Here is a 22,387-nt window from a genome sequence, read left to right on the forward strand (position 1 = left end):
AGGCCGAGCCGGTCTCAACCCAACAACACGGATAGGAACCTGACATGCCGAACCTCCTCGTCAAGCCGCAGGGCTCTCGCGGTCTCGTCCATGACATCACGCCGGACAGTGCCGGCTGGACCTATGTCGGCTTTCAGCTGCACAGGCTCGGTGCCGGTGAGGCGATGTCAGGCGAAACGGGCGAGCGGGAGGTCTGCCTCGTGCTCGTTGCCGGCAAGGCGCGGGTGACCGTGGAGGGCGAGGATTTCGGCGAGCTCGGTGAGCGGATGAGCCCGTTCGAGGGCGCGCCGTTTTCGGTCTATGTGCCGAAGGGCGCGACCTATACGGTGACGGCGACGACGGAGCTGGAACTCGGGGTCTGCTCGGCACCGGGCGGCGAGGGCTTCAAGGCGCAGGTCATCCGGCCGGACCGGCACCCGCAGATGACGCGCGGCAAGGGCACCAATACCCGTTACGTCACCAATATCATGCCGGAGGACGACGGCGCGGCGCAGTCGCTGCTCGTGGTCGAGGTCATCACCCCCGGCGGCCACACCTCGTCCTATCCGCCGCACAAGCATGACGAGGACAACCTGCCGGCGGAAAGCTTCCTCGAGGAAACCTACTACCACCGCCTCAACCCGTCGCAGGGCTTTGCCATGCAGCGCGTCTATACCGACGACCGCTCGCTGGACGAAACCATGGCGGTGGAGAACGGCGACGTCGTGCTGGTGCCCAAAGGCTACCACCCGGTCGCCGCGATCCATGGCTACGATCTTTACTACCTCAACGTCATGGCCGGCCCTTCGCGGGCGTGGAAGTTCAACAATGCCAAGGAGCATGCCTGGCTTTTCACGGGCGTGTGACATCGGCACCGCGCGCGAAACGCCGGAGCTTTGAAAAAACAGGTTCGGACGGGGCACCGAAAGTTGCCGCGTAAAAAGGTATGAGTATGACACCTTCCGGTGCCCCGTTCGGCGGTTTATGCCCGCAACTCCGGTCTCTCTGACCCCGGTTTGCCCTCGCGCGGTCGAAACCGTGAAAGGCGGAAGCGAAGCTGTGTGCCGCACAGGCACGTCCGGGCTCATCCGATCCGATGCAGGACTGCATCGCACCGCCGTCCCGGAGGGAGACCATTTTCTGCGGACCCCTGAAGACCGGGCTTGCGTCCCGCCCTTGCCTCCCGGAGCCGGCCCCGCCTCGCCGGAACGCCTTCCGGTGTATCCGCGACGGAACGGGGCGATGATGGCATGGCGCAGGCGGGGCGGGGATGGATGGCCCCGAGATTTTTTACAAGGCATTGAAATCACAAGCGTGGCGTCGTGCCGGTATCCCCGCGCGCGGCAACGCATATTTATGCTGAAACCGGTTCCTGTTTCGGGGATTATATAGCAGTCTTAGAGAACGGGAGGCCGGACATGAGAATCGATGGAGCGTGCCACTGCGGAGAGATCGCTTTCGAGGCGGAGATCGATCCCGATGCGGTCTCCGTGTGTCATTGCACCGATTGCCAGCAACTGACGGGGACAGTCTACCGGGTCACGGTCTCCGTTCCGCGCGAGCAATTCGCGCTGACGAAAGGTTCGCCGAAGACCTATGTGAAGACGGCCGATAACGGTCACCGCCGTCTTCAGATGTTCTGCCCCGATTGCGGCTCACCGATTTTCACGACGGGAGAGGGCAATGAGGCCGCGGAGATCGGCATCCGCTGGGGCAATATCCGCCAGCGCGGCGACCTCGCGCCGAAGCGCCAGATCTGGTGCTCGTCCGCCGCGCCATGGCTGGAGACGGTCTCGCAACTGCCGGGGAAGCCGGGAGATTGAGGCCCTTCAGCGTCGCGGCCGCCGTCATCGAAGGGATCGTCGTGGTCGGTGCGCAGACCGATGCAAGCTTCGGCCGGCATACGCACGACGACTTCGGGTTCGGTTTGATCGAGACGGGCGGCCAAGTCTCGGCAAGCGGCCGGGGCCGTGTCGAGGCGGGACCCGGCCATATCATCACCGTCAATCCCGGCGAGGTGCATGACGGTCACGCGATCCGCGGCGAGATGCGGCGCTGGCGTATGCTCTATATCGACCCCGAACAGATGCACAGGATCGCAAGCGATGTCCGCGAGCGAGAGGGCGCGACGTTCGAATTCACCGATCCGGTCATCGCCGACCAGCATCTCGCGGCGGCGTTTCCCCTGCTCGTTTCGGCCATATCCGGTGAGACGGCCTGCGCGATGGCGGCCGAGGCGGGCCTCCTCTCCCTCGTGGCCCGCCTTCTCGGACGCACGCCCGTCGCCGATGCGCCGTTCGGGACGACGGCCATCGCCCGCCAGCGGATCGATGACGATCCCGCCGCTTTTCTCACCCTCCAGCATCTTGCAGCGGACACGGGCCTTTCCCGCTTCCAGTTCCTGCGTGCCTTCGCACGGGAGACGGGGCTCACGCCTCATGCCTATATCGTCCAGAAGCGCCTCGGTCTTGCCCGCCGGATGATCCTGCGCGGGATGACACTCGGCGAGGCCGCAGTCGCCTCCGGCTTTGCCGATCAGAGCCACATGACGCGGCTCTTCGTCCGCAATTTCGGGTTCACGCCGGGGGGCCTAGCCTCCGCAGCGTGGCCGCCTGCAATTTCGTTCAAGACCGCATATCCACCTGTCTGATCGAGTGGCGTTTCCCTCACGGAACAGGACGCCCATCATGTCGCTCGATTATCTTCTGACCTCGCTCGTCGTCATCCTTCTGCCAGGAACCGGCGTTCTCTATACGCTGGCTATCGGCGTGAACGCCGGAGCCCGCGCCAGCCTGTTTGCGGCCCTCGGCTGCACGCTCGGCATCGTGCCGCACATCGCGGTGGGAATCCTCGGCCTGTCGGCCCTTCTCCACGCCAGCGCTCTCGTGTTCACGACCGTGCGGTTCGCGGGCGTCGCCTATCTCCTCTACATGGCCGTGATGGTGTTGCGCGGTGGCGGCGGACTGGAGATCGCGGACGGCGCCGCCGGCCCGCGTCCGCTGAAAATCGTCGGCACCGCCATTCTTCTCAATGTGCTCAATCCGAAGCTGACGCTCTTCTTTCTCTCGTTCCTGCCGCAGTTCATTCAGCCGGAAACCCTGTCTCCGACAGGAGATCTCATGGCGCTGGCTGCGATCTTCATGCTGCTGACCTTCCTTGTTTTCGCGCTGTACGGCTTGTTTGCCAGTGCGGCAAGATCCGCGATCCTGACGCGCCCCGCGATCATGATCTGGATGCGTCGCAGTTTTGCCGCAGCCTTTGCGACGATGGGGCTGCGGCTCGCCATCGAAGGCCACTGAGAGAAGCATGGAGAGGGACCCGATGCGGCATTCTCCCATCCTTCCCGCCTTCGCCATTTGCTTTCCGGCGCCGATGTCCTTAAGCCGAGGAGACCTTGCAACGCGGCCCGCTACGCTCGGCAACATGGGGCCGCGATCTCTTCGAGACCGAAAGGAATGCCAGTCTTGTCTTCTCCCGTATCCGCTTCGTCTTCCACCGAAACCCTGTCCTCGCATCCCACGCTCGGCAAGCCGTTTTCCGCCTTCCTGTTCGACATGGACGGCACGCTCCTGAACTCCATTGCGGCGGCCGAGCGCGTCTGGGGCAAGTGGGCCGTGGCGCACGGGCTCGACCTCAAGACCTTCCTGCCCTTCATGCATGGAAAGCGCGGCATCGACACGATCACGCAGCTGAACCTGCCGGGCGTCGATCCGGCGAAGGAAGCGGCCTACATCACCCAGGCCGAGATCGACGATGTCGAAGGCGTCAAGCCGATCCCCGGCGCGCTGGAATTCCTGAAGACGCTGCCTTCCGACCGCTGGGCAATCGTCACCTCCTCGCCGCTGCCGCTGGCAAAGGCCCGTCTTGCCAAGGCCGGCATCACGGCGCCGAAATTTCTGGTGACGGCGGAAGACGTGACACAGGGCAAGCCGGCTCCGGATTGCTACCGGCTCGGCGCCGAGCGCGTCGGCTTCAATCCCGAGGATTGCCTCGTGTTCGAAGACGTTCCGGCCGGTGTCATGGCCGGCGAGGCGGCGGGCGCTGATGTTGCTGTCGTCACCACGACGCATGAGCACGCGATGGAAACGACACATCTGAAGATCCCCGGCTATGAAGGACTTGCGGTTGAGATCGCTTCCGACGGACGTCTCATGCTGGTTGAAAAGTCGCGCGCTTAAGGACACGTCACCGTCGTTAAGGGTTGCCGCGGGAACGCGGCGACCTAACTAGACCCTCATGCCAAACGACAGCCACACCCTTCTCACACCGGATCCGGGCGTCACGACCGGCGGGCAGGAGCCGTTCCCGGACGTGCCCGCCGACCTGTCAGCCGACGTGTTCAGGCGCATCGCCGCAGAGCCGGACGACTGGGCCCTGTTCCTCGATATCGACGGCACGCTGGTCGATCTTGCGGAAACGCCGGACGCGATCGTCGTTCCCCCTGATCTGCCCGCAACGCTCATGTCGCTGTCCAACCGTCTCGGTGGCGCGCTTGCGCTCGTGACCGGACGGGCGCTGCATTATGCCGACGTGCTGTTCGATCCCGCGACCTTCCCGATCGCCGGCCTTCATGGCGCCGAACTCCGCGACCAGACCGGCGCGATTACGCGGCCCGACATCACGCCTGCCTTCGTGACGCTCAAGAACGAGATCGCCAAGACGGTCAAGGATTGGGACGGCGTGCTGTTCGAGGACAAGGGCGCCGCCGTGGCGCTGCATTACCGGCTGGCGCCGGAACGCTGCGCCGATGTGGAGCACATCATGCGGCGCGCCTCGGTCGCCATCGGCGGCGATTGGGGCCTGCAATTCGGCAAGATGGTCGTGGAGCTTCGCCCGGCAACGGCGAGCAAGGGGGGCGCCCTCATGACCTTTCTGTCGCAGTCGCCCTTCGAAGGCCGAAAGCCGCTGGCGATCGGCGACGACGTGACGGACGAGGCCATGTTCAAGGTGGCGAATGCCGCCGGCGGCATGTCTCTCCGGGTCGGTGCCCCCGGTTTCGAAACGCAGGCGCAGGCCACGATCGGTTCGGCGCAGGAGGTGCGCAACGCACTGGCGGCGCTTGCCCATGCAGGCAAGCCGTGAGCGGCCCGTGCGCCGACTGTCGGAACGCGTTCTTGAGCGTATTCCGACCGATATCTGAAAGGAAACCATTTTGAGCCGTCTGATCGTCGTGTCCAACCGGGTACCGGTGCCGGAAAAATCGGGCGATGCCCCGGCGGGCGGCCTTGCCGTCGCCTTGCAGGCCGCGCTCGAGGAGCATGGCGGCATCTGGATGGGCTGGTCCGGCAAATCCAGCGGCACGAAGGAGCCGGCAGCGCTCGACCTCAAGGACCGGGGCAAGATCACCTATGCGCTGACGGACCTCACCGACAAGGATGTCGATGAATATTATTTCGGTTTCGCCAACCGCGTGCTCTGGCCGATCTGCCATTACCGGCTGGATCTCGCCGAATACGGCCGCAAGGAAATGGCCGGCTATTTCCGCGTGAACCGCTTCTTCGCCCATCGGCTGGCGCCGCTGTTGCAGCCGGACGACGTCATCTGGATCCACGACTATCATCTGATTCCGCTCGCGGCCGAACTGCGCCAGATGGGCATCCAGAACCGTATCGGCTTCTTCCTCCACATTCCCTGGCCGCCGGCCGATGTGCTCTTTGCCATGCCGGTGCATGAGGAGATCATGCGCGGTCTCTCGCATTACGACCTCATCGGCTTCCAGACGGACCACGATCTGGAGAACTTCGCAGGCGGGCTTCGCCGCGAGGGCATCGGCAACGAGATCAATCCCGGTCGCTACAGTGCGCACGGCCGCATCTTCAAGGGCGGCACCTATGGCATCGGCATCGAGACGAAGGCCTTTGCCAATTTTGCCCGAAAGAGCGCGTCGCATGTCATGGTGAGGAAGGCGGCCGCCAGCATCGAGGGGCGCGACCTGATCATCGGCGTTGACCGGCTGGACTATTCCAAGGGTATCACCCAGCGGATCGACGCTTTCGAACGCTTCATCGAGGCGAGCCCCGGACAACAGGGCAAGGTGACCTATTTGCAGGTGACGCCCAAATCGCGCTCCGAAGTGCCGGAGTACGAGGCGATGCAGCGCACGGTCGCCGAACAGGCGGGGCGTGTCAACGGCGCACTCGGCACGGTGGACTGGGTGCCGATCCGCTATATCAACCGCTCGATCTCGCGGCCGATTCTCGCCGGCCTCTACCGGATGGCGAAAGTGGGTCTGGTGACGCCGCTGCGCGACGGCATGAACCTCGTCGCCAAGGAATATGTCGCAGCGCAGGATCCGGACAATCCGGGCGTGCTGGTGCTGTCCCGCTTTGCCGGGGCGGCCCGCGAGCTCGAAGGCGCCCTCCTGGTCAACCCCTACGACATCGAGGGTACCGCGAACGCCATTGCGCGGGCGTTGTCGATGCCGCTGCCGGAGCGGCAGGAGCGGTGGGGCAAGATGATGGATTATCTCAACGAGCACGACGTGGTGCGCTGGTGCGACGATTTCCTCAAGGACCTCGTTGCCTGATCACCTTTTTTCGTCATCCTCGGCCTTGTGCCGAGGATCTGCCGTCGCCCTCGCAAACACGATGATCCGTCAGATCGCAGACCGTGCCGCAGATCCTCGGCACAAGGCCGAGGATGACGTTTGCGCGTTGGGATGACGTATCGCGAGGGAGGATGACGTTGCGGGGAGGAATATCACGCCGCCTTGGCGACGTGATATTCCTTGATGGCGACCATCTTGATCGCCTTCCAGCGTTCCGCTTCGTAGTTCAGCGAGAAGCTGTCCTGCGCCAGGAAAACTGGATCGCCGTCGAGGTCGCGGGCGATGTCGCCGCGCCGCGCGGTGATGAAGCGGTCGAGTTCGCCGGGCTCGCTGGAGGAGACCCAGCGGCAGATCGAGAAGCGTGCCATTTCGAACGAGACGGGCAGGCCGTATTCGCCTTGCAGCCGCTCCTTGAGAACGTCGAGCTGGAGGGCGCCGACGACGCCGACGATGGCCGGGGAGCCGTCTTCGGGCGAAAACAGCTGCACGACACCCTCTTCGGCCATCTGCTGCAAGGCTTCCTTGAGCTTCTTCGCCTTCATGGCATCCTCCAGCCGCACGCGGCGCAGGATTTCCGGCGAGAAGTTCGGCACGCCCTGGAAGACGAGGTTCTCGCCCTCGGTCAGCGTATCGCCGATGCGCAGCGTGCCGTGGTTGGGAATGCCGACCACGTCGCCTGCATAAGCCGTATCGGCCAGCTGGCGCTGCGAGGCAAAGAAGAACTGCGGGGCGGTAAGGCCGAGCTGCTTGCCCGTGCGGGCGAGCCGCGCCTTCATGCCGCGCTCCAGCTTGCCCGAGCAGATGCGGGCAAAGGCGATGCGGTCGCGATGGTTCGGGTCCATATTGGCCTGAATCTTGAAGACGAAGGCTGTCATCTTGTCTTCGCTCGCATGCACGGTGCGGATATCGGCCACCTGATCGCGCGGCGGCGGGGCCATGGCGCCGAGCGCGTTGATGAGGTCGCGCACACCGTAATTGCGCAGCGCCGAGCCGAAGAACACCGGCGTCATGTGGCCCTCGAGAAAGGCTTGCCTGTCGAACGGCCGGCAGGCTTCGATCGCGAGTTCGGTCTCCTCGATGAAGGTGGCGCGCTCGTTTTCCGGCAGCCGGTCGGCGACGGCCTGCGGGCCGTTGACCTTCAGGGCCTCCACCTGCGTATCCGAGCCGCGCACCGTGTTTTCGGCGAGATAGTAGGAGCCGCAGAAGCTCTTCGAGCGGCCGATGGGCCAGGTGATCGGCGCCGTGTCGAGGGCGAGCTTCTCCTCGACCTCGTCGAGGATCTCGAAGGGATCGCGGCTTTCACGGTCCATCTTGTTGATGAAGGTGATGATCGGGATGTCGCGCATGCGACAGACTTCGAACAGCTTCAGGGTCCGCGGCTCGATGCCCTTGGCGGCGTCGATCACCATGACGGCGGCATCCACCGCCGTCAGCGTGCGATAGGTGTCGTCGGCGAAGTCCTCGTGGCCGGGCGTGTCGAGAATGTTGAAGACATTGCCGTCATATTCGAACGTCATGACGGAGGTGACGACCGAGATGCCGCGCTCGCGCTCGATCTTCATCCAGTCCGACCGCGTCTGGATACGGTCCTTCTTCGCCTTGACCTCGCCGGCCAGCTGGATCGCGCCGCCGAACAGCAGCAGCTTTTCGGTCAGCGTCGTCTTGCCCGCGTCGGGGTGTGCGATGATCGCGAAGGTTCGGCGGCGGGAGACCGCATCGGCAAGCGTTTCAGCCATCGGGATTGTCCTGTTTTGCAGGGCTTATCTAGCGATATGAAGGCCGATATGCAATTGACGCCGTTGACGCCGTCATCCCGGCGTTTGCACCCGCCTTTCGAAGGAGCCGATCATGCCGGACGTTCTCGGTCCCGTTCTCGCCCTCATCCGTCTTCCGCATGGAGAGGGGCTGGCGCTGCCGGCCTATGAGAGCCGCGGTGCCGCAGGCATGGACCTGCGGGCGGCCGTGCCCGCGGACGAGCCGCTGGTGCTGTCGCCAGGGACCCGTGCGCTGGTGCCGACCGGTTTCATCTTCGAAATCCCGCAGGGGTTCGAGGGGCAGGTGCGGCCGCGCTCGGGCCTTGCCTTCAAGAACGGCATCACCTGCCTGAATACGCCGGGCACGATCGACAGCGATTATCGCGGCGAGGTGAAGGTGCTGCTGATAAATCATGGTTCGCAGGCCTTCATCATCACCCGCGACATGCGCATCGCCCAGATGGTTATCGCTCCGGTGACGCAGGCGCGCGTGGTGGAGGCCACGGACGTTTCGCAGACGGAGCGCGGTGCCGGCGGCTTCGGTTCGACCGGCGTCTGAGGCCTGCGCGCAAGCGCTGCTTGTCAAGGCTTCACGAAATTGTGCGCTGCATCATCGTAAGGATCTGCTTGACTCGTTAACATACACTCGTGTTTGTATAGTGCTCGACCTGCCCTGAACCCATTTTCGGGACGCTGTCTGATTCTCGTTTCCTCCGGCCGACGCCATGATGTCTCATGCGCGCTCCGGTCTTTTTCGTGGGACCTATTTATGCGGACCAATCGTCTGACGCTCGCCGCTCTTCTCATCAGCGCGGCTTTCCTGAGTGCCTGCCAGCAGGAGGAGGAGAAGGCGCAGAGCCAGCCTGCGCCGCCCCCGTCCGAAGTCGCCGTCGTCACGACGAAGACCGAGGAGCTGCCGATCACCAACGAGCTTCCCGGCCGGATCGCCGCGACCCGCACGGCGGAAGTTCGCCCGCGTGTCTCCGGCATCGTGGTCGCGCGCGTGTTCGAGCAGGGCACAACGGTGCAGCAGGGCGACGTGCTCTACCGCATCGATCCCGCGCCGTTTCAGGTGCAGGTCGATAGCGCCGAGGCGACGCTCGCCCGTGCAAAGGCCGTCCAGAACCAGGCACGGATCACCGCCGAGCGGCAGGAGCAGCTGCGCCGGTCGAATGTTGCGACCCAGCAGAATTTCGACGATGCCGTCGCCCAGCTGGCAGCGGCCGATGCCGATGTGGCGATTGCCGAGGCCGGCGTCGCCTCCGCGCGCCTGAGCCTGCAATATACCAACGTTACCGCGCCGATCACCGGCCGCATCGGTCGCGCGCTCATCACCGAAGGCGCGCTGGTCAGCCAGAGCGGCACCGAGAATCTCGCCACGATCCAGCAGCTCGACCCTGTCTATGCCGACTTCACCCAGACGGCGACAGATGTCATCCGCCTGCGCAAGGCGCTGCAGGACGGCCAGCTGATGACGGATGCCAACGAGGCGGCCGCCCAGCTGTTGCTGGACGACGGCACGCCCTACCCGGAGAAGGGTCGTCTGCTCTTCTCGGAAGCGGCCGTGGATGAAACCACCGGCCAGATCACACTGCGCGGCGAATTCGCCAATCCGAACGGCGATCTCCTGCCCGGCATGTATGTCCGCGGCCTGATCCAGCAGGGCATCGAGCGCAATGCGATCGCCGTGCCGCAGCAGGCCATCCAGCGCGACACCGCCGGCAAGGCGCTCGTCTATGTCGTCAACGGCGAGAGCAAGGTCGAAATCCGCCCCGTGACCACGAGCCGCGTCGTCGGCGATCGCTGGGTCGTGTCGAACGGCCTGAAGCCCGACGAAAAAATCATCGTGGAAGGCTTCCAGAAGATCGGTCCCGGCGCGCCGGTGAAGGCCGTCGACTGGAACCCCGAGCCGCCGAAGCCGGCAGGCGAAGCGGCCCCCGCCGCCGCCGCGAAGCCGGAAGGCGAGCCTGCCGGCTCCGGTCAGGGGGGCAACGATCCGGCCGGCCAGCCCGCTGCCGACGCCAAGCCCGCCGCTCCCGAAGGCGGCGCCAAGCCTGCTGAAGCGGCACCTGCACAAGCGAATTAAGGACGGTCCATGCCCAGTTTCTTTATCGACCGGCCCATTTTCGCCTGGGTCGTCGCCCTCTTCATCATGATCGTCGGCATCATCGCGATCCCGTTCCTGCCGATCGCGCAGTATCCGAGCGTCGCGCCGCCGCAGATCAGCATTTCCGCCACCTATCCCGGCGCGTCCTCCACCGAGACGTATCAGGGTGTGACGCAGCTGATCGAGAACGAGCTGAACGGTATCGAGGGGCTCCAGTATTTCGAGTCCACGTCGAACGCCGCCGGCTCCGTCTCCATCAACGTCACCTTCGCGCCGGGCACGGACCCGGGTGACGCGGCCGTGGACGTGCAGAACCGCGTTCGCCGCGTCGAGCCGCGCCTTCCCGACGCGGTCACGCAGCAGGGCATTCAGGTCGATGAAGCCGGCTCCGGCTTCCTCCTGGTGATCTCGCTGACCTCCACCGACGGCTCCATGGATGCCATCGGGCTCGGAGACTATCTCAGCCGCAACGTGCTGAACGAAGTCCAGCGTATCGAAGGCGTCGGCCAGGCGCAGCTGTTCTCCTCCGAACGCTCCATGCGCATCTGGATCGACCCCGACAAGATGGTCGGCCTCAATCTGACGGCCGGCGACGTGACCAGCGCCATCCAGGCGCAGAACGCGCAGATCGCCGCCGGCTCGATCGGGGCGCAGCCGAACCCGATCACCCAGCAGGTCTCCGCTCCCGTTCTCGTCAAGGGCCAGCTGTCCTCGCCGGAAGAATTCGGAGCGATCGTGCTGCGGGCCAATCCCGACGGTTCGGCCGTGCGCCTGCGCGATGTCGCGCGCGTCGAGGTCGGCGGGCAGAGCTACGATACCTCGACCCGGCTGAACGGCCAGCCTTCGGCCGCCATCGCCGTCCAGCTGACCCCGACCGGCAACGCGCTCAACACGGCCACCCTGATCGAGGAGCGGATGGAAGAGCTGAAAGGCTATTTTCCCGCGGGCGTCGAATATTCGATTCCCTACAACACCGCGCCCTTCGTCGAGGTCTCGATCGAAAAGGTTCTCCACACGCTTCTGGAGGCCATGGCGCTCGTATTCCTCGTGATGTTCCTGTTCCTCCAGAACATCCGCTACACCCTCATCCCGACGATCGTCGTGCCGGTCGCGCTGCTCGGCACCTGCGCCATCATGTATGCCGCGGGCTTCTCCATCAACGTGCTGACCATGTTCGCCATGGTTCTCGCCATCGGCATTCTCGTCGACGACGCGATCATCGTGGTCGAGAACGTCGAGCGCATCATGACGGAAGAGGGGCTGACGCCGAAGGAGGCGACGCGCAAGGCGATGGGCCAGATCACCGGCGCCGTCATCGGCATCACGCTGGTTCTCTCCGCCGTGTTCATTCCCATGGCCTTCTTCCCGGGTTCGGTCGGCGTCATCTACCAGCAGTTCTCGCTGACCATGGTGACCTCGATCCTGTTCTCCGCCTTCCTGGCGCTGTCGCTGACGCCGGCGCTTGCCGGCAGCTTCCTGAAGCAGATCCCGAAGGGCCAGCACCAGCAGAAGCGCGGCTTCTTCGGCATGTTCAACCGCGGCTTCGACAAGACCTCGCACGGCTACAGCGGCTGGGTCTCGTGGATGATCAAGCGGTCCGGCCGCTTCATCCTCGTCTACCTCGTCATCGTCGCGGCCATGGGCTACCTGTTCATGCGCCTTCCCTCGGCCTTCCTGCCGAACGAGGACCAGGGCTACATCATCGTTTCCATGCAGCTTCCCTCCGAAGCCACCGCCAACCGGACGACCGAGGTCATCCAGCAGGTGGAAGGTTTCTTCGGCAAGGAAAGCGCCGTGGAGCGCATCATCGCCATCAACGGCTTCTCCTTCTCCGGCTCGGGCCAGAACGCCGCTCTCGCCTTCATCACGCTGAAGGACTGGGCGGACCGGGGCGCGGACGATTCCGCGGCATCGATCGCCATGCGCGCCTCCATCGCGTTCAGCCAGATCCGCGATGCGATCGCCTTTGCGCTGTCGCCGCCGCCGATTCAGGGGCTTGGCACCAGCAACGGCTTCGAGTTCCGCCTTCAGGATCGCGCCGGCCAGGGCGATACGGCGCTGGCGGCTGCCCGCGACCAGCTTCTCGGCCTTGCCGCGAAAAGCTCGATCCTTGCCGGCGTTCGCGTGGACGGCCTGCCGGACGTCGCCCAGCTCAACCTGATCGTGGACCGCGAGAAGGCCAACACCTTCGGCGTCGCCTTTGCCGACATCAATGCCACGATCTCGACCAATCTCGGCTCCACCTACGTCAACGACTTTCCGAATTCCGGACGTCTGCAGCGCGTGACCGTGCAGGCCGACGAGAGCAAGCGCACCAAGCCGTCGGACCTGCTCACGCTCAACGTGCGCAATACGAACGGCGGCATGGTCCCCCTCTCGGCCTTCTCGTCCATCGAGTGGCAGATGGGTCCGGCGCAGACCGTCGGCTATAACGGCTATCCCTCGATCCGTATCTCGGGCCAGGCGACACCCGGCCACTCCTCGGGCGAGGCGATTGCGGAAATGGAACGGCTCATGACCCAGCTGCCCTCGGGCTTTGCCTATGAGTGGTCGGGCCAGTCGCGCGAGGAAATCCAGTCCGGTTCGCAGGCCCCGCTTCTCATCGGCCTGTCCTGCCTTCTGATCTTCCTGTGCCTTGCCGCGCTCTACGAAAGCTGGTCGATTCCGATCTCGGTCATGCTCGTCGTTCCCCTCGGCATCATCGGCGCGGTCCTCGCGATCCTGCTCCGCGACATGTCCAACGACGTCTACTTCAAGGTGGGCCTGATCACGATCATGGGTCTGTCCGCCAAGAACGCGATCCTGATCATCGAGTTCGCCAAGGAGCAGATGGAGGCGGGCAAGTCGCTGATGGACGCGACGATCGAGGCGGCGCATCTTCGCTTCCGCCCGATCCTCATGACCTCGCTCGCCTTCACGCTCGGCGTCGTGCCGCTCGCGATTGCCAGCGGTGCTTCGGCGGCCAGCCAGAACGCCATCGGCACCGGCGTTCTCGGCGGCATGATCTCGGCGACGATCCTCGCGATCTTCTTCGTGCCCGTCTTCTTCGTGTTCGTCATGAAGATCTTCCAGCGCGGCAAGAAGAACGAGCACACCAAACCGGCTTCCGGCGCAACGGCTGGCCACACAGCTGGCACGACACCGGCCGAGTGATCGCGGTTCCGGCCTGCCTGAGGGCAGGCCGGCCCCCCTCTCGAAGAGGCTTGGGGGAAGGCTTGTGGGAGGCTTGAGACAGACCATGCGGCGGACGAAGGCAAAAGCTGAGGAAACGCGCAACCGCATCCTGAATGCGGCGGAGCACGTCTTCTTCGAGAAGGGCGTCTCCAATGCGACGCTCGAGGATGTCGCCTCGGCAGCCGGCGTCACCCGTGGCGCCATCTACTGGCACTTCCAGAACAAGGCCGATATCTTTCTGGAGCTCTACAAGGCGGTGCCTCTGCCCGACGAGGAACTGTTGCGCGGCGAAATCGAAAATGCCGGTATCGACATCCTCGCCCATATCGAGGCGGTCGCCGGCGAATGGCTTGATGTCATGGCGAGCGACGAACAGCGCCAGCGCATCCTCACCATCCTCCTGCGATGCGATTATACGAGCGACCTCGCACCCGTTCTCGGACGGCAGCAGGAAATCGACGACGAGCACACGCGGTATCTCGAAGATGCGTTCGGCAAGGCCGCGTCGCGGGGGGCGCTTAGCGGTTCCTGGACGCCGGCGAGCGCTGCCCGTGCGCTGCGCTGGATGATCAAGGGCCTGTGCAGCGAATGGCTCCTCTTCGGCCGCCGCTTCGACCTTGCCCATGAAGGCCGGCAGGGCCTCTCCCGCCTTTTCGGCTGCTTTCGGAATGCGCGGGCGAGCTGAGCATTCCTGGCGATGGCGGGCAGCGGTATAAAATACGGGCGTCCCGAGTGTGGTGCACGCAGCTTGACGGTCCAGCATAAAGCCGTTGAAGCGCGAACGCCGTTAAAACCAGCTGCCGAAAGACGAAAGCTGAGAATTTCGTATGTTGCCGCCCGTATCTAAAACGCGATCACCGATAGCTTGTTTAAAGAGTTCGCGGCCAGTTCTGAGACGTGTGAAGCACGGTTAGTATTTGAATGTCATCACTCGTGACACGATACGGGAGAATGTAGGATACATCTGGAAGGACCAGCTCCCGCGTATTCTCGATGCGTCCAACCCGACCCATGGCAGGCTGCTCCGTCAATGTTTCAGCCGCAGAGACGATACGGGACACGACACGGGCAGCGGCGAGCGGCTCGTCCTTTTCGATATAAGCAGCGATTTCATCAAGTCGCCGCAGCGCTCTTCGTGTCCAGCGAAGAGATTTTCTCCTCATGACGGGCGGACTGATGTCACGTATTTGGCGACAAGCTTCGCCACGTCGTCGGCGCTGGCGAACTCACCACGGTCGGCTTCCGCCAGGCCGTTTTCGATCTCGGCAAGCTGCCATTCCTCTCGGGCGATAAAGTCCTCGATTGCCTGTGCGGCTATGTAAGAGCGAGAACGATCAAGCTTTTCGGCCAACTGGTCGAGCCTCGCAGCCGTTTCGTCCGGCACCTGCACGGTGAATGCGGTCATGATGCATCCTTTCCTAGGTTCACCCTAATCTGTCGTGAACCATTATGCGTCGTCAAGGGATCGCCGATCTGCGGCGTCGGTGCCGACCGCCGTGACCTCGGTCAATGCGCCTCGTCCCAGTTATGCGCGGCGCGAGCGTCGACTTTCAGGGGCACGCGCATGTCGAGCGCCGGCAGGGCGGCGTTTTCCATGACGGACACGATCAGGGGAATGGCCTTGTCGATGTCGGCGTCCTCCACTTCGAAGATCAGTTCGTCATGGACCTGCAACAGCATGCGGCAGCGGTCGCTAAGTTTTGCCGCTTCGAGCGCCGGTTCCATCTGAACCATGGCGCGGCGGATGACGTCGGCGGCCGAGCCCTGGATCGGTGCGTTGATGGCGGCACGCTCGTTGAAGGCGCGCACGGACGGGTTGGACGAGCGGATGTCGGGGTAATGCGCCCGCCGGCCGAAGATGGTCTCGACGTAACCGTTCTCGCGCGCAAACGCTTTGGTCGCGTCCATGTAGTCGCGGATGCCGGGGAAGCGCTCGAAATAGCGCTTGATGTAGTCGCCGGCCTCGGAGCGCTCGATGGAGAGCTGGTTGGCGAGGCCGAAGGCGGAGATGCCGTAGATGATGCCGAAATTGATGGCTTTCGCCCGCCGGCGGATCTCGCTCGGCATGCCTTCGACCGGCACGCCGAACATTTCGGACGCGGTCATCGCATGGATGTCGATGCCGTCGGCGAAAGCCTGCCGGAGCTGGGGGATATCGGCGACATGGGCGAGCACCCGCAGCTCGATCTGGCTGTAGTCGGCCGAAATCAGCTTGTGGCCTGGCGTCGAGATGAAGGCCGTGCGGATCTTGCGGCCTTCGGTGGTGCGGATCGGGATGTTCTGGAGGTTGGGTTCCGACGAGGACAGGCGCCCCGTGGTGGTGGCGGCGAGCGCATAGGACGTGTGGACGCGCCTTGTATCGGGATGCACGAAGCCGGGCAGGGCGTCCGTATAGGTGGACTTCAGCTTGGTCAGCTGGCGCCAGTCCACGATGCGCCGCGGCAGGTCGTGGCCGGAAAGTGCCAGGTCTTCGAGCACCTGCGCCGAGGTGGACCATTGCCCGGTCTTGGTCTTCGACGCGCCGGGCAGGCCCATCTTGCCGAAGAGGATATCGCCCAGCTGCTTGGGCGAGCCGATGTTGAAGCTTTCGCCGGCCAGCTCGTGGATCTCGGCCTCAAGCCGCGCCGCGCCCTGCGCGAGTTCGCCCGACAACCGCGACAGGATCTGCCGGTCGATGGAGATGCCGCGTTCCTCCATGCGCGCGAGCACGGGCACGAGCGGCCGCTCCAGCCGCTCATAGACGCGCATGAGCTTCTTGGCGGCCAGCCGGGGCTTCAGCACATGCCAGAGCCGCAGCGTCACGTCGGCATCTTCGGCGGCATAGGCGGTGGCGCGGTCGATATCGACGTAATCGAACGTGACCATCGATTTGCCGCTGCCGGCCACATCCTTGAAGGGGATCGGCTGGTGGCCGAGCCAGCGCTCGGACAAGGTGTCCATGCCGTGCGTGTTCGCGCCGGCATCCGATACGTAGGACATCAGCATCGTGTCGTCGAAGCGGGCGATCTCCACGCCATGACGCTTCATGACGAGATAGTCGTATTTCATGTTCTGCGCGACGACGAGAACGGCCGGGTCTTCGAGCAGGCTTTTCAGGAGATCGATCGCCTGTCCGCTCGGGATCTGGTTTTCCACCAGCCCGCCGCCGAGCAGGTCGCCGACGCCGCTCTTGTGGAGCAGCGGCACGTAGGCGGCGCGGATGGAGGTGCCGGACGCATCGCGGCTGTTGTCGGCGATGGCGAGCGAGAAGCCGACGAGATCGGCCCGCATCGCATCGAGCGAATTGGTTTCCGTGTCGAAGGCGACGAGACCTGCTTCGCGGGCCGCCGCGATCCAGCTTTGAAGCGTCGCGACATCGCGGATCGTGACATAGGTCGAGCGGTCGATGGGCGCGGTGGCAAACGCCTCGGCGCGCGACTGGGCGAGACCCTGCGGCGTCGCGCCGGTCTCCACGGGCAGCACCGGCGCCTGGCGCAGCACGCTGGCCGCTTCTTCCGCAGTCTCGGGGAAACCTTGCGTCGACGGCGCGCCGGCCGAAGCCGTGCCCGCAGCGCCCCCTGCATCGAGATCCGGCCCGTGGGCCTGCGCGCCGCCTTCGACCGGAATATGGGCTGGCGCCACGACATCGGCATCCGTGTCGGTCGCGGCCGCCACGCGGCGGGTCAGCGACGTGAATTCCATCGCCTTGAGGAAGGCCACGAGCTTCGGCCCGTCCTGCGGATGCAAGTCGAGCGCGTCGAGCGGCATGTCGACCGGCACATCAGTCTTCAGCGTCACGAGTTCGCGCGACAGGCGGGCGAGATCGGCATTGGCGATGATGTTCTCGCGGCGCTTCACCTGCTTGATCTCGCCGGCGCGGGCCAGCAGCGTGTCGAGATCGCCGAACTCTTCCAGAAGCTGTGCGGCGGTTTTCGGGCCGATGCCCGGAATGCCCGGCACATTGTCGGTGGAATCGCCGGTCAGGGCCTGAAGGTCGATCATCTTGGCGGGCGGCACGCCCCATTTCTCGATGACCTCGGGAATGCCGATCTGCTTGTCCTTCATGCTGTCATACATGGAGACGCAAGGGGTGAGCAGCTGCATCAGGTCCTTGTCGGAGGAGACGATGGTCACGTCGCCGCCGGCTTCTTCCGCCATCCGGGCATAGGTGGCGATCAGGTCGTCGGCCTCGAAACCCTCCATCTCGATGCAGGGCAGGTTGAAGGCGCGCGTCGCGTGACGGATCAGGCCGAACTGGGGGATCAGGTCTTCCGGCGGGGCCGTGCGGTTGGCCTTGTACTTGTCATAGAGATCGTTGCGGAAGGTCTTCGAGGAAAAGTCGAAGATCACGGCGAAATGGGTCGGCGTGACGCCGACGGAGGTATCGCGCGCGTCCGTCAGAAGCTTCCACAGCATGTTGCAGAAGCCCGAGACCGCGTTGACGGGCAGGCCGTCCGATTTGCGGTTCAGCGGGGGAATGGCGTGGAAGGCCCGGAAGATGAAGCCGGAGCCGTCCACGAGGAAAAGATGATCGCCTTTTTTCATGGAGACACGGATAGCGCGACAGGCGCGAAAGGTCCATCGGGCAACCCGTCCCGCCGATGCCGTCCGTGCGGTCTCCCACCGTTTGATGAAGGAGAAGCCGGGAAAATGAGGGCCCACCCCAAACCTTACCGATTTGTAATCAGGCATTCCCGTCGCTTCCCTTGAAAAGCCACATTCGGACCCACAAATCTCAACCAACGGCAGCGACTAGCGCCGTCATCTGGTGAAGGCCTGTCCCCCGCCGAACCCAGATGCAAGGACAAAGGCCTAACCCCCCTCTCCGGGCCTTTGTCCATCATCAAAAACCGTCATGGCCCGCCTCCGCCATGGCGGTTTTTCTTTGGGGGGCATGGCGGTTTTTCCGCTTCTGGTGGTCGCTGCGATCTTGTCAGGATTCTGTCCCGGGCGTACCCATTCTCATGGCCTATGACCGCATGGAGTCCGCCACCTATCTCGCGAGCCTTCTGGCTCGAGGCTTCTCCCGCCAGCTGCAGGAGAGGGGCCGCAAGCTCGGCTTTGCGCCGGGGCAGTTTCCGGTGCTCGCCGAATTGTGGAACGAGGACGGGCTGACGCAGCGCCAGCTCATCGACCGGCTGGATGCCGAGCAGGCAACCATTGCCAATACATTGGCGCGCATGGAGCGCGACGGACTGATCACGCGACGTCCCCACCCGACTGACCGGCGGACCCGGCACGTCTTCCTGACCGATCGCGGACACGCCCTGAAGGACGAGGCGATGACGGCGGCGCGGGCGGCCGATGACGCGCTCTTTGTCGGGTTCTGCCGCTTCGAGCGCGCGCTGATGCTGGAATATATGCGCATGGCCATCGCCAATGCCGCGTGCGCGCCCGCAGATATCTCCGCGCACCGCGACGCGGAGGCCGATCCCGGCGGGGAACAGGGCCCCGACAGCCCGCGTTGATGTCCGGGCCTTCCCAAGCCGGAATTTTTGAGTAGGGTCGCGCCGACATCAAGGAGCAGTGCAATGACCGATATCACCGGCGTTCTCGCCAAGGCGGACACCAATCTCGACGCCAGCCTGGAACGGCTCTTCGACCTCGTGCGCATCCCCTCCATCTCGACGGATCCGGCCTACAGGGACGCCTGCCGCAAGGCGGCGGAATGGCTGGTGGCGGATCTGGAAAGCATCGGCTTCACGGCTTCGGTGCGCGATACGCCCGGTCATCCCATGGTCGTCGCGCATCATGACGGTGCCACCACTGACGCGCCGCATGTGCTGTTCTACGGCCATTACGACGTTCAGCCGGTCGATCCGCTGTCGCTCTGGGAGGCGGATCCCTTCACGCCGTCCGTGCGCGAGCTGTCGCCTGACCGCACCCCTGGCCGCACCCCTGGCCGCAAAGTCATCACCGGTCGCGGTACCTCCGACGACAAGGGTCAGCTGATGACCTTCGTGGAAGCCTGCCGCGCCTATAAGGAAACCCATGGCAGCCTGCCGTGCCGCGTGACAGTGCTGTTCGAGGGCGAGGAAGAGTCCGGCTCGCCATCGCTCAAGCCCTTCCTGACCGCCAATGCGCAGGAGCTCAAGGCCGACTACGCGCTGGTCTGCGACACCGGCATGTGGGACAGCGAGACGCCCGCCATCTCCGCCGGCCTGCGCGGTCTCGTGGGCGAGGAGGTCGTGGTGACCGCCGCCGACCGCGATCTGCATTCCGGCATGTTCGGCGGCGCTGCCGCCAATCCGATCCACATCCTCTCGCGCATTCTCGCCGGCCTTCACGACGAAACCGGCCGCGTGACGCTGGAGGGCTTCTACGACGGCGTCGAGGAGACGCCGACGCAGATCAAGGCGGCATGGGAAACGCTCGGCCAGACGGCCGAAAAGATGCTCGGCGAGATCGGCCTCTCCATCCCCGCGGGCGAACAGGGCCGCTCGGTCCTCGAACTCACCTGGGCGCGGCCGACGGCCGAGGTCAACGGCATCACCGGCGGCTATACGGGCGAAGGCTTCAAGACGGTGATCGCCTCCAAGGCGTCCGCGAAGATCTCCTTCCGCCTCGTCGGCCAGCAGGACCCGGCCGCGATCCGTACGGCCTTCCGCGACTATGTCCGGGCGCATATTCCAGCCGATTGCTCGGTCGAATTTCACGAGCATGGCGGCTCGCCGGCCATCCAGCTCCCTTATGATTCGCCGCTGCTCAACACGGCAAAGTCGGCTTTGTCGGAGGAATGGCCGAAGGCTGCCGTTATCATCGGCATGGGCGGCTCCATTCCGATCGTCGGCGATTTCCAGAAGATGCTGGGCATGGAATCGCTGCTGGTTGGGTTCGGCCTGTCAGACGACCGCATCCATTCGCCCAATGAAAAGTATGATCTCCAGTCCTTCCACAAGGGCATCCGTTCCTGGGTTCGCATCCTCGACGCGCTGGCAACGGCTCGCTGATGCGTCGAACCTTCGCGCTGACGCGTTGAAATTTCAAGATATTGTGAAGACGCCGCCGGCCGGGTCGCCCTTGACCCGACCGAATGGCAATGGTCTCATGACCCATATGACGTCGAGACTGCCTCCGCCGGACCGAAAAAGACCTGCATGAAGACGATCCGCGCCCTGATCTGGCCGGCCGTCGGGCTGGCGGCTATCCTGTTTTCGCTCTACGGCCTTTATCATGAGCTGCGGGGGCTTTCGCTCGACCAGTTCCTGACGAGCTTTCAGGCCGTCCCGCTGAAAAGCTGGCTGCTCGCCGCCGGCGCCACGCTGGTGGCCTATGCGGCTCTCGCCGCCTACGATCATCTGGCGCTCGAACATCTCGGGCGGCGGCTGTCGCTGACCTTCATCACCGTCTGCTCCTTCACCGCCTATGCCCTGTCGCACACCATCGGCGCTTCCGTGTTCTCGGGCGCTGTCGTGCGCTACCGCGCCTATGGCTCCAAGGGGTTGAGTGTCAGCGAAACGGGCATTCTCGTCGCCTTCTGTTCGCTGACCTTCGCGCTGGGAACGCTGACGCTGTCGGCCATCGTGCTGCTGATCGAGCCTGACATCGTCGACCGCTTCTCCGATGTCATTCCGCTGGAAGCCTCGATCTCCACGGCGATTCTTATCCTCGTGCTGATCGGCCTTTACCTGCTCGGCAGCCTTATCGGCTTCAAGCCCATCCGCACGCGGTGGTTCCAACTGGAATATCCGCGGCCGACGCTTGCTGTCCGGCAGTTGATGATCGCCCCGGTGGAGCTGATCGGCGCGGCCGCGATCATCTATTTCGCGCTGCCGGAGGCGGGCAACCCCGGCTATATGGTCGTGCTCGGGGTCTTTCTTGCCTCATTCTCGGCAGCGCTTCTCAGCCATGCGCCGGGCGGCATCGGTGTGCTCGAGCTGATCTTCATCGCCGCCCTGCCGGAAATCGATCCGGCATCGGTGCTGGCCGCGCTCGTCATCTTCCGTCTGTTCTACCTTGTCATCCCGTTCCTGATGGCGCTCGTGGTGGTCGTTGTGTTCGAGCGCCGTCAGTTCCTGGAGCGCCGCCGCGCGGGGCTTTGATACGGCTTCCGGCTGATTGCCTCCCGATGGCATTGTTCTGGTGTCGAGCGAAACCACCCCCCGACGTCATGCTCGGTCTCGTGCCGAGCATCTGCTGCACTGCCGGGGATCTGAAGGGCTATGGTGTTTGCGGGGCGACAGCAGATGCTCGGGACAAGCCCGAGCATGACGGAGGAGAAACCGGCGACCGGTCTGAGCCGCCTTACGACGGTGAATGGCAGACCTTCGGCACGGCGTCGGCAAACGGCGTCTTCACCTCGCCGAGTTCCGCACTCTCGATGTGCAGCGGCGTGAACGGCGGTTCCTGGATGGCCGCATTGACGATGCGCGTCACGTAGCATCCGGCAAAGACGCGCTCCTTGCCGTCCTTGTCCACCGAGCGGACGGCGACGGGAACCGGCGCGTAGAGGCTGCCCGCCGCACCTTCCTGCGTGACGACGCCCGTCTTCACCTCGACCTCGACTGTGTTCTTGTAGCCCTGCACGAAGCTCGCATAGTCGCCGGCTGGCGGCTTGTCGCCGAAATAGGCATAGGCCCGCGCAAATTCCTTCCGCTCGATCGCGTTGTAGAGCGACCGGACGAGTTTTGCGCCGTCCGAGCGATCGTCCACATAGGGCGCATCCTGCGCCAGCGCGCTTTGCGCAATGGCGAAGCTTGCGGCGAGCAGAGCAAAGGAGAGGGCGAAGGAGAGAGAGGCGCGACGATGCATGGAATGTCCCCGTGATGATGTCGCATCATCAATGGATGATGTCGCATCTTTAGGCCATCGACATGCGGCAAATTGACGACGACCCGTCTGCAATCG

Annotated in this window: 19 protein-coding genes; 14 read left to right on the top strand and 5 right to left on the bottom strand. The window is 64.3% G+C overall.

Going from position 1 to position 22,387, the window contains the following annotated elements:
* The first annotated feature begins 44 nt into the window (after positions 1-44).
* The 7 genes from iolB to otsA all read left to right on the top strand — a co-directional run bounded on the left by iolB (position 45) and on the right by otsA (position 6,505).
* Complete coding sequence (gene iolB, locus BSG19_RS05675; RefSeq protein ID WP_092985819.1) at positions 45-845, top strand: 5-deoxy-glucuronate isomerase; 801 nt, start codon at positions 45-47, stop codon at positions 843-845.
* A gap of 552 nt (positions 846-1,397) precedes the next feature.
* Positions 1,398-1,802: a GFA family protein gene (locus BSG19_RS05680; RefSeq protein WP_092985821.1), complete on the top strand. Its 405-nt coding sequence runs from the start codon at positions 1,398-1,400 to the stop codon at positions 1,800-1,802.
* The gene (locus BSG19_RS05685) at positions 1,799-2,629 is read left to right on the top strand and encodes an AraC family transcriptional regulator (protein WP_244529113.1); all 831 of its coding nucleotides are present in this window, start codon (positions 1,799-1,801) and stop codon (positions 2,627-2,629) included. The genes BSG19_RS05680 and BSG19_RS05685 overlap by 4 nt, the downstream gene beginning before the upstream one ends.
* A 37-nt stretch (positions 2,630-2,666) precedes the next feature.
* Entirely contained in the window at positions 2,667-3,278 is a 612-nt protein-coding gene (locus BSG19_RS05690) for a LysE family translocator (protein WP_092985825.1), read from the top strand.
* Positions 3,279-3,434: 156 nt separating this feature from the next.
* On the top strand, positions 3,435-4,157 hold the full coding sequence (locus tag BSG19_RS05695) for an HAD family hydrolase (protein WP_092985827.1): 723 nt from the start codon (positions 3,435-3,437) through the stop codon (positions 4,155-4,157).
* A gap of 58 nt (positions 4,158-4,215) precedes the next feature.
* Positions 4,216-5,061 carry a trehalose-phosphatase gene (otsB, locus tag BSG19_RS05700; protein ID WP_092985829.1) on the top strand — a complete coding sequence of 282 codons (846 nt, stop codon included), beginning with the start codon at positions 4,216-4,218 and terminating at the stop codon, positions 5,059-5,061.
* Between the two features lie 70 nt (positions 5,062-5,131).
* Positions 5,132-6,505 (top strand): alpha,alpha-trehalose-phosphate synthase (UDP-forming), encoded by a 1,374-nt coding sequence (gene otsA, locus BSG19_RS05705; protein WP_092985831.1) that lies wholly within the window; start codon positions 5,132-5,134, stop codon positions 6,503-6,505.
* 173 nt (positions 6,506-6,678) lie between these two features.
* On the opposite strand, the gene BSG19_RS05710 is transcribed toward otsA, so the two are convergent.
* Positions 6,679-8,262 carry a peptide chain release factor 3 gene (locus tag BSG19_RS05710; protein WP_092985833.1) on the bottom strand — a complete coding sequence of 528 codons (1,584 nt, stop codon included), beginning with the start codon at positions 8,260-8,262 and terminating at the stop codon, positions 6,679-6,681.
* A gap of 112 nt (positions 8,263-8,374) precedes the next feature.
* On the opposite strand from BSG19_RS05710, the gene dut reads away from it, so the two are divergent.
* The 4 genes from dut to BSG19_RS05730 all read left to right on the top strand — a co-directional run bounded on the left by dut (position 8,375) and on the right by BSG19_RS05730 (position 14,246).
* On the top strand, positions 8,375-8,839 hold the full coding sequence (dut, locus tag BSG19_RS05715; protein WP_092985835.1) for a dUTP diphosphatase: 465 nt from the start codon (positions 8,375-8,377) through the stop codon (positions 8,837-8,839).
* A 210-nt stretch (positions 8,840-9,049) separates the two neighbouring features.
* Complete coding sequence (locus BSG19_RS05720) at positions 9,050-10,366, top strand: efflux RND transporter periplasmic adaptor subunit (RefSeq protein WP_092985837.1); 1,317 nt, start codon at positions 9,050-9,052, stop codon at positions 10,364-10,366.
* Positions 10,367-10,375: 9 nt separating this feature from the next.
* Complete coding sequence (locus tag BSG19_RS05725) at positions 10,376-13,540, top strand: efflux RND transporter permease subunit (protein WP_092985839.1); 3,165 nt, start codon at positions 10,376-10,378, stop codon at positions 13,538-13,540.
* Between the two features lie 85 nt (positions 13,541-13,625).
* Positions 13,626-14,246 (top strand): TetR family transcriptional regulator, encoded by a 621-nt coding sequence (locus tag BSG19_RS05730; RefSeq protein ID WP_092985841.1) that lies wholly within the window; start codon positions 13,626-13,628, stop codon positions 14,244-14,246.
* Between the two features lie 184 nt (positions 14,247-14,430).
* Here BSG19_RS05730 and BSG19_RS05735 read toward each other — a convergent pair whose 3' ends face one another.
* The 3 genes from BSG19_RS05735 to polA form a co-directional block, all read right to left on the bottom strand.
* Complete coding sequence (locus BSG19_RS05735) at positions 14,431-14,724, bottom strand: type II toxin-antitoxin system RelE/ParE family toxin (RefSeq protein WP_092985843.1); 294 nt, start codon at positions 14,722-14,724, stop codon at positions 14,431-14,433.
* Positions 14,721-14,969, bottom strand: coding sequence for a CopG family ribbon-helix-helix protein (locus BSG19_RS05740; protein WP_170865906.1), 249 nt, complete (start codon positions 14,967-14,969; stop codon positions 14,721-14,723). Before BSG19_RS05740 ends, BSG19_RS05735 begins: the two co-directional genes overlap by 4 nt.
* Before the next feature lie 98 nt (positions 14,970-15,067).
* A complete protein-coding gene (gene polA, locus BSG19_RS05745; protein ID WP_092985847.1) occupies positions 15,068-18,085 on the bottom strand; it encodes a DNA polymerase I in 3,018 nt (1,005 codons plus the stop codon).
* A 419-nt stretch (positions 18,086-18,504) separates the two neighbouring features.
* On the opposite strand from polA, the gene BSG19_RS05750 reads away from it, so the two are divergent.
* The 3 genes from BSG19_RS05750 to BSG19_RS05760 all read left to right on the top strand — a co-directional run bounded on the left by BSG19_RS05750 (position 18,505) and on the right by BSG19_RS05760 (position 21,582).
* Entirely contained in the window at positions 18,505-19,008 is a 504-nt protein-coding gene (locus BSG19_RS05750; protein ID WP_092985849.1) for a MarR family winged helix-turn-helix transcriptional regulator, read from the top strand.
* A gap of 63 nt (positions 19,009-19,071) precedes the next feature.
* Positions 19,072-20,490, top strand: coding sequence for a dipeptidase (locus BSG19_RS05755; RefSeq protein WP_092985851.1), 1,419 nt, complete (start codon positions 19,072-19,074; stop codon positions 20,488-20,490).
* A 147-nt stretch (positions 20,491-20,637) separates the two neighbouring features.
* Positions 20,638-21,582 carry a lysylphosphatidylglycerol synthase domain-containing protein gene (locus BSG19_RS05760; RefSeq protein ID WP_092985853.1) on the top strand — a complete coding sequence of 315 codons (945 nt, stop codon included), beginning with the start codon at positions 20,638-20,640 and terminating at the stop codon, positions 21,580-21,582.
* A 202-nt stretch (positions 21,583-21,784) separates the two neighbouring features.
* Here the strand turns inward: BSG19_RS05760 and BSG19_RS05765 are convergent, their stop codons facing one another.
* Positions 21,785-22,291 carry a hypothetical protein gene (locus tag BSG19_RS05765; RefSeq protein WP_092985855.1) on the bottom strand — a complete coding sequence of 169 codons (507 nt, stop codon included), beginning with the start codon at positions 22,289-22,291 and terminating at the stop codon, positions 21,785-21,787.
* Positions 22,292-22,387: the final 96 nt, after the last annotated feature.

The sequence above is a fragment of the Rhizobium sp. NFR03 genome, assembly GCF_900111275.1.
In the GTDB taxonomy this organism is placed as follows: Bacteria; Pseudomonadota; Alphaproteobacteria; order Rhizobiales; family Rhizobiaceae; genus Ferranicluibacter.

Bases quoted from the DNA above. Each gene is read 5' to 3' on its own strand.
- iolB (WP_092985819.1), top strand. From the start codon at position 45: ATGCCGAACCTCCTCGTCAAGCCGCAGGGCTCTCGCGGTCTCGTCCAT.
- BSG19_RS05680 (WP_092985821.1), top strand. From the start codon at position 1,398: ATGAGAATCGATGGAGCGTGCCACTGCGGAGAGATCGCTTTCGAGGCG.
- BSG19_RS05690 (WP_092985825.1), top strand. From the start codon at position 2,667: ATGTCGCTCGATTATCTTCTGACCTCGCTCGTCGTCATCCTTCTGCCA.
- BSG19_RS05695 (WP_092985827.1), top strand. From the start codon at position 3,435: ATGCCAGTCTTGTCTTCTCCCGTATCCGCTTCGTCTTCCACCGAAACC.
- otsB (WP_092985829.1), top strand. From the start codon at position 4,216: ATGCCAAACGACAGCCACACCCTTCTCACACCGGATCCGGGCGTCACG.
- BSG19_RS05710 (WP_092985833.1), bottom strand. From the start codon at position 8,262: ATGGCTGAAACGCTTGCCGATGCGGTCTCCCGCCGCCGAACCTTCGCG.
- dut (WP_092985835.1), top strand. From the start codon at position 8,375: ATGCCGGACGTTCTCGGTCCCGTTCTCGCCCTCATCCGTCTTCCGCAT.
- BSG19_RS05720 (WP_092985837.1), top strand. From the start codon at position 9,050: ATGCGGACCAATCGTCTGACGCTCGCCGCTCTTCTCATCAGCGCGGCT.
- BSG19_RS05725 (WP_092985839.1), top strand. From the start codon at position 10,376: ATGCCCAGTTTCTTTATCGACCGGCCCATTTTCGCCTGGGTCGTCGCC.
- BSG19_RS05730 (WP_092985841.1), top strand. From the start codon at position 13,626: ATGCGGCGGACGAAGGCAAAAGCTGAGGAAACGCGCAACCGCATCCTG.
- BSG19_RS05735 (WP_092985843.1), bottom strand. From the start codon at position 14,724: ATGAGGAGAAAATCTCTTCGCTGGACACGAAGAGCGCTGCGGCGACTT.
- polA (WP_092985847.1), bottom strand. From the start codon at position 18,085: ATGAAAAAAGGCGATCATCTTTTCCTCGTGGACGGCTCCGGCTTCATC.
- BSG19_RS05750 (WP_092985849.1), top strand. From the start codon at position 18,505: ATGGCCTATGACCGCATGGAGTCCGCCACCTATCTCGCGAGCCTTCTG.
- BSG19_RS05755 (WP_092985851.1), top strand. From the start codon at position 19,072: ATGACCGATATCACCGGCGTTCTCGCCAAGGCGGACACCAATCTCGAC.
- BSG19_RS05760 (WP_092985853.1), top strand. From the start codon at position 20,638: ATGAAGACGATCCGCGCCCTGATCTGGCCGGCCGTCGGGCTGGCGGCT.
- BSG19_RS05765 (WP_092985855.1), bottom strand. From the start codon at position 22,291: ATGCATCGTCGCGCCTCTCTCTCCTTCGCCCTCTCCTTTGCTCTGCTC.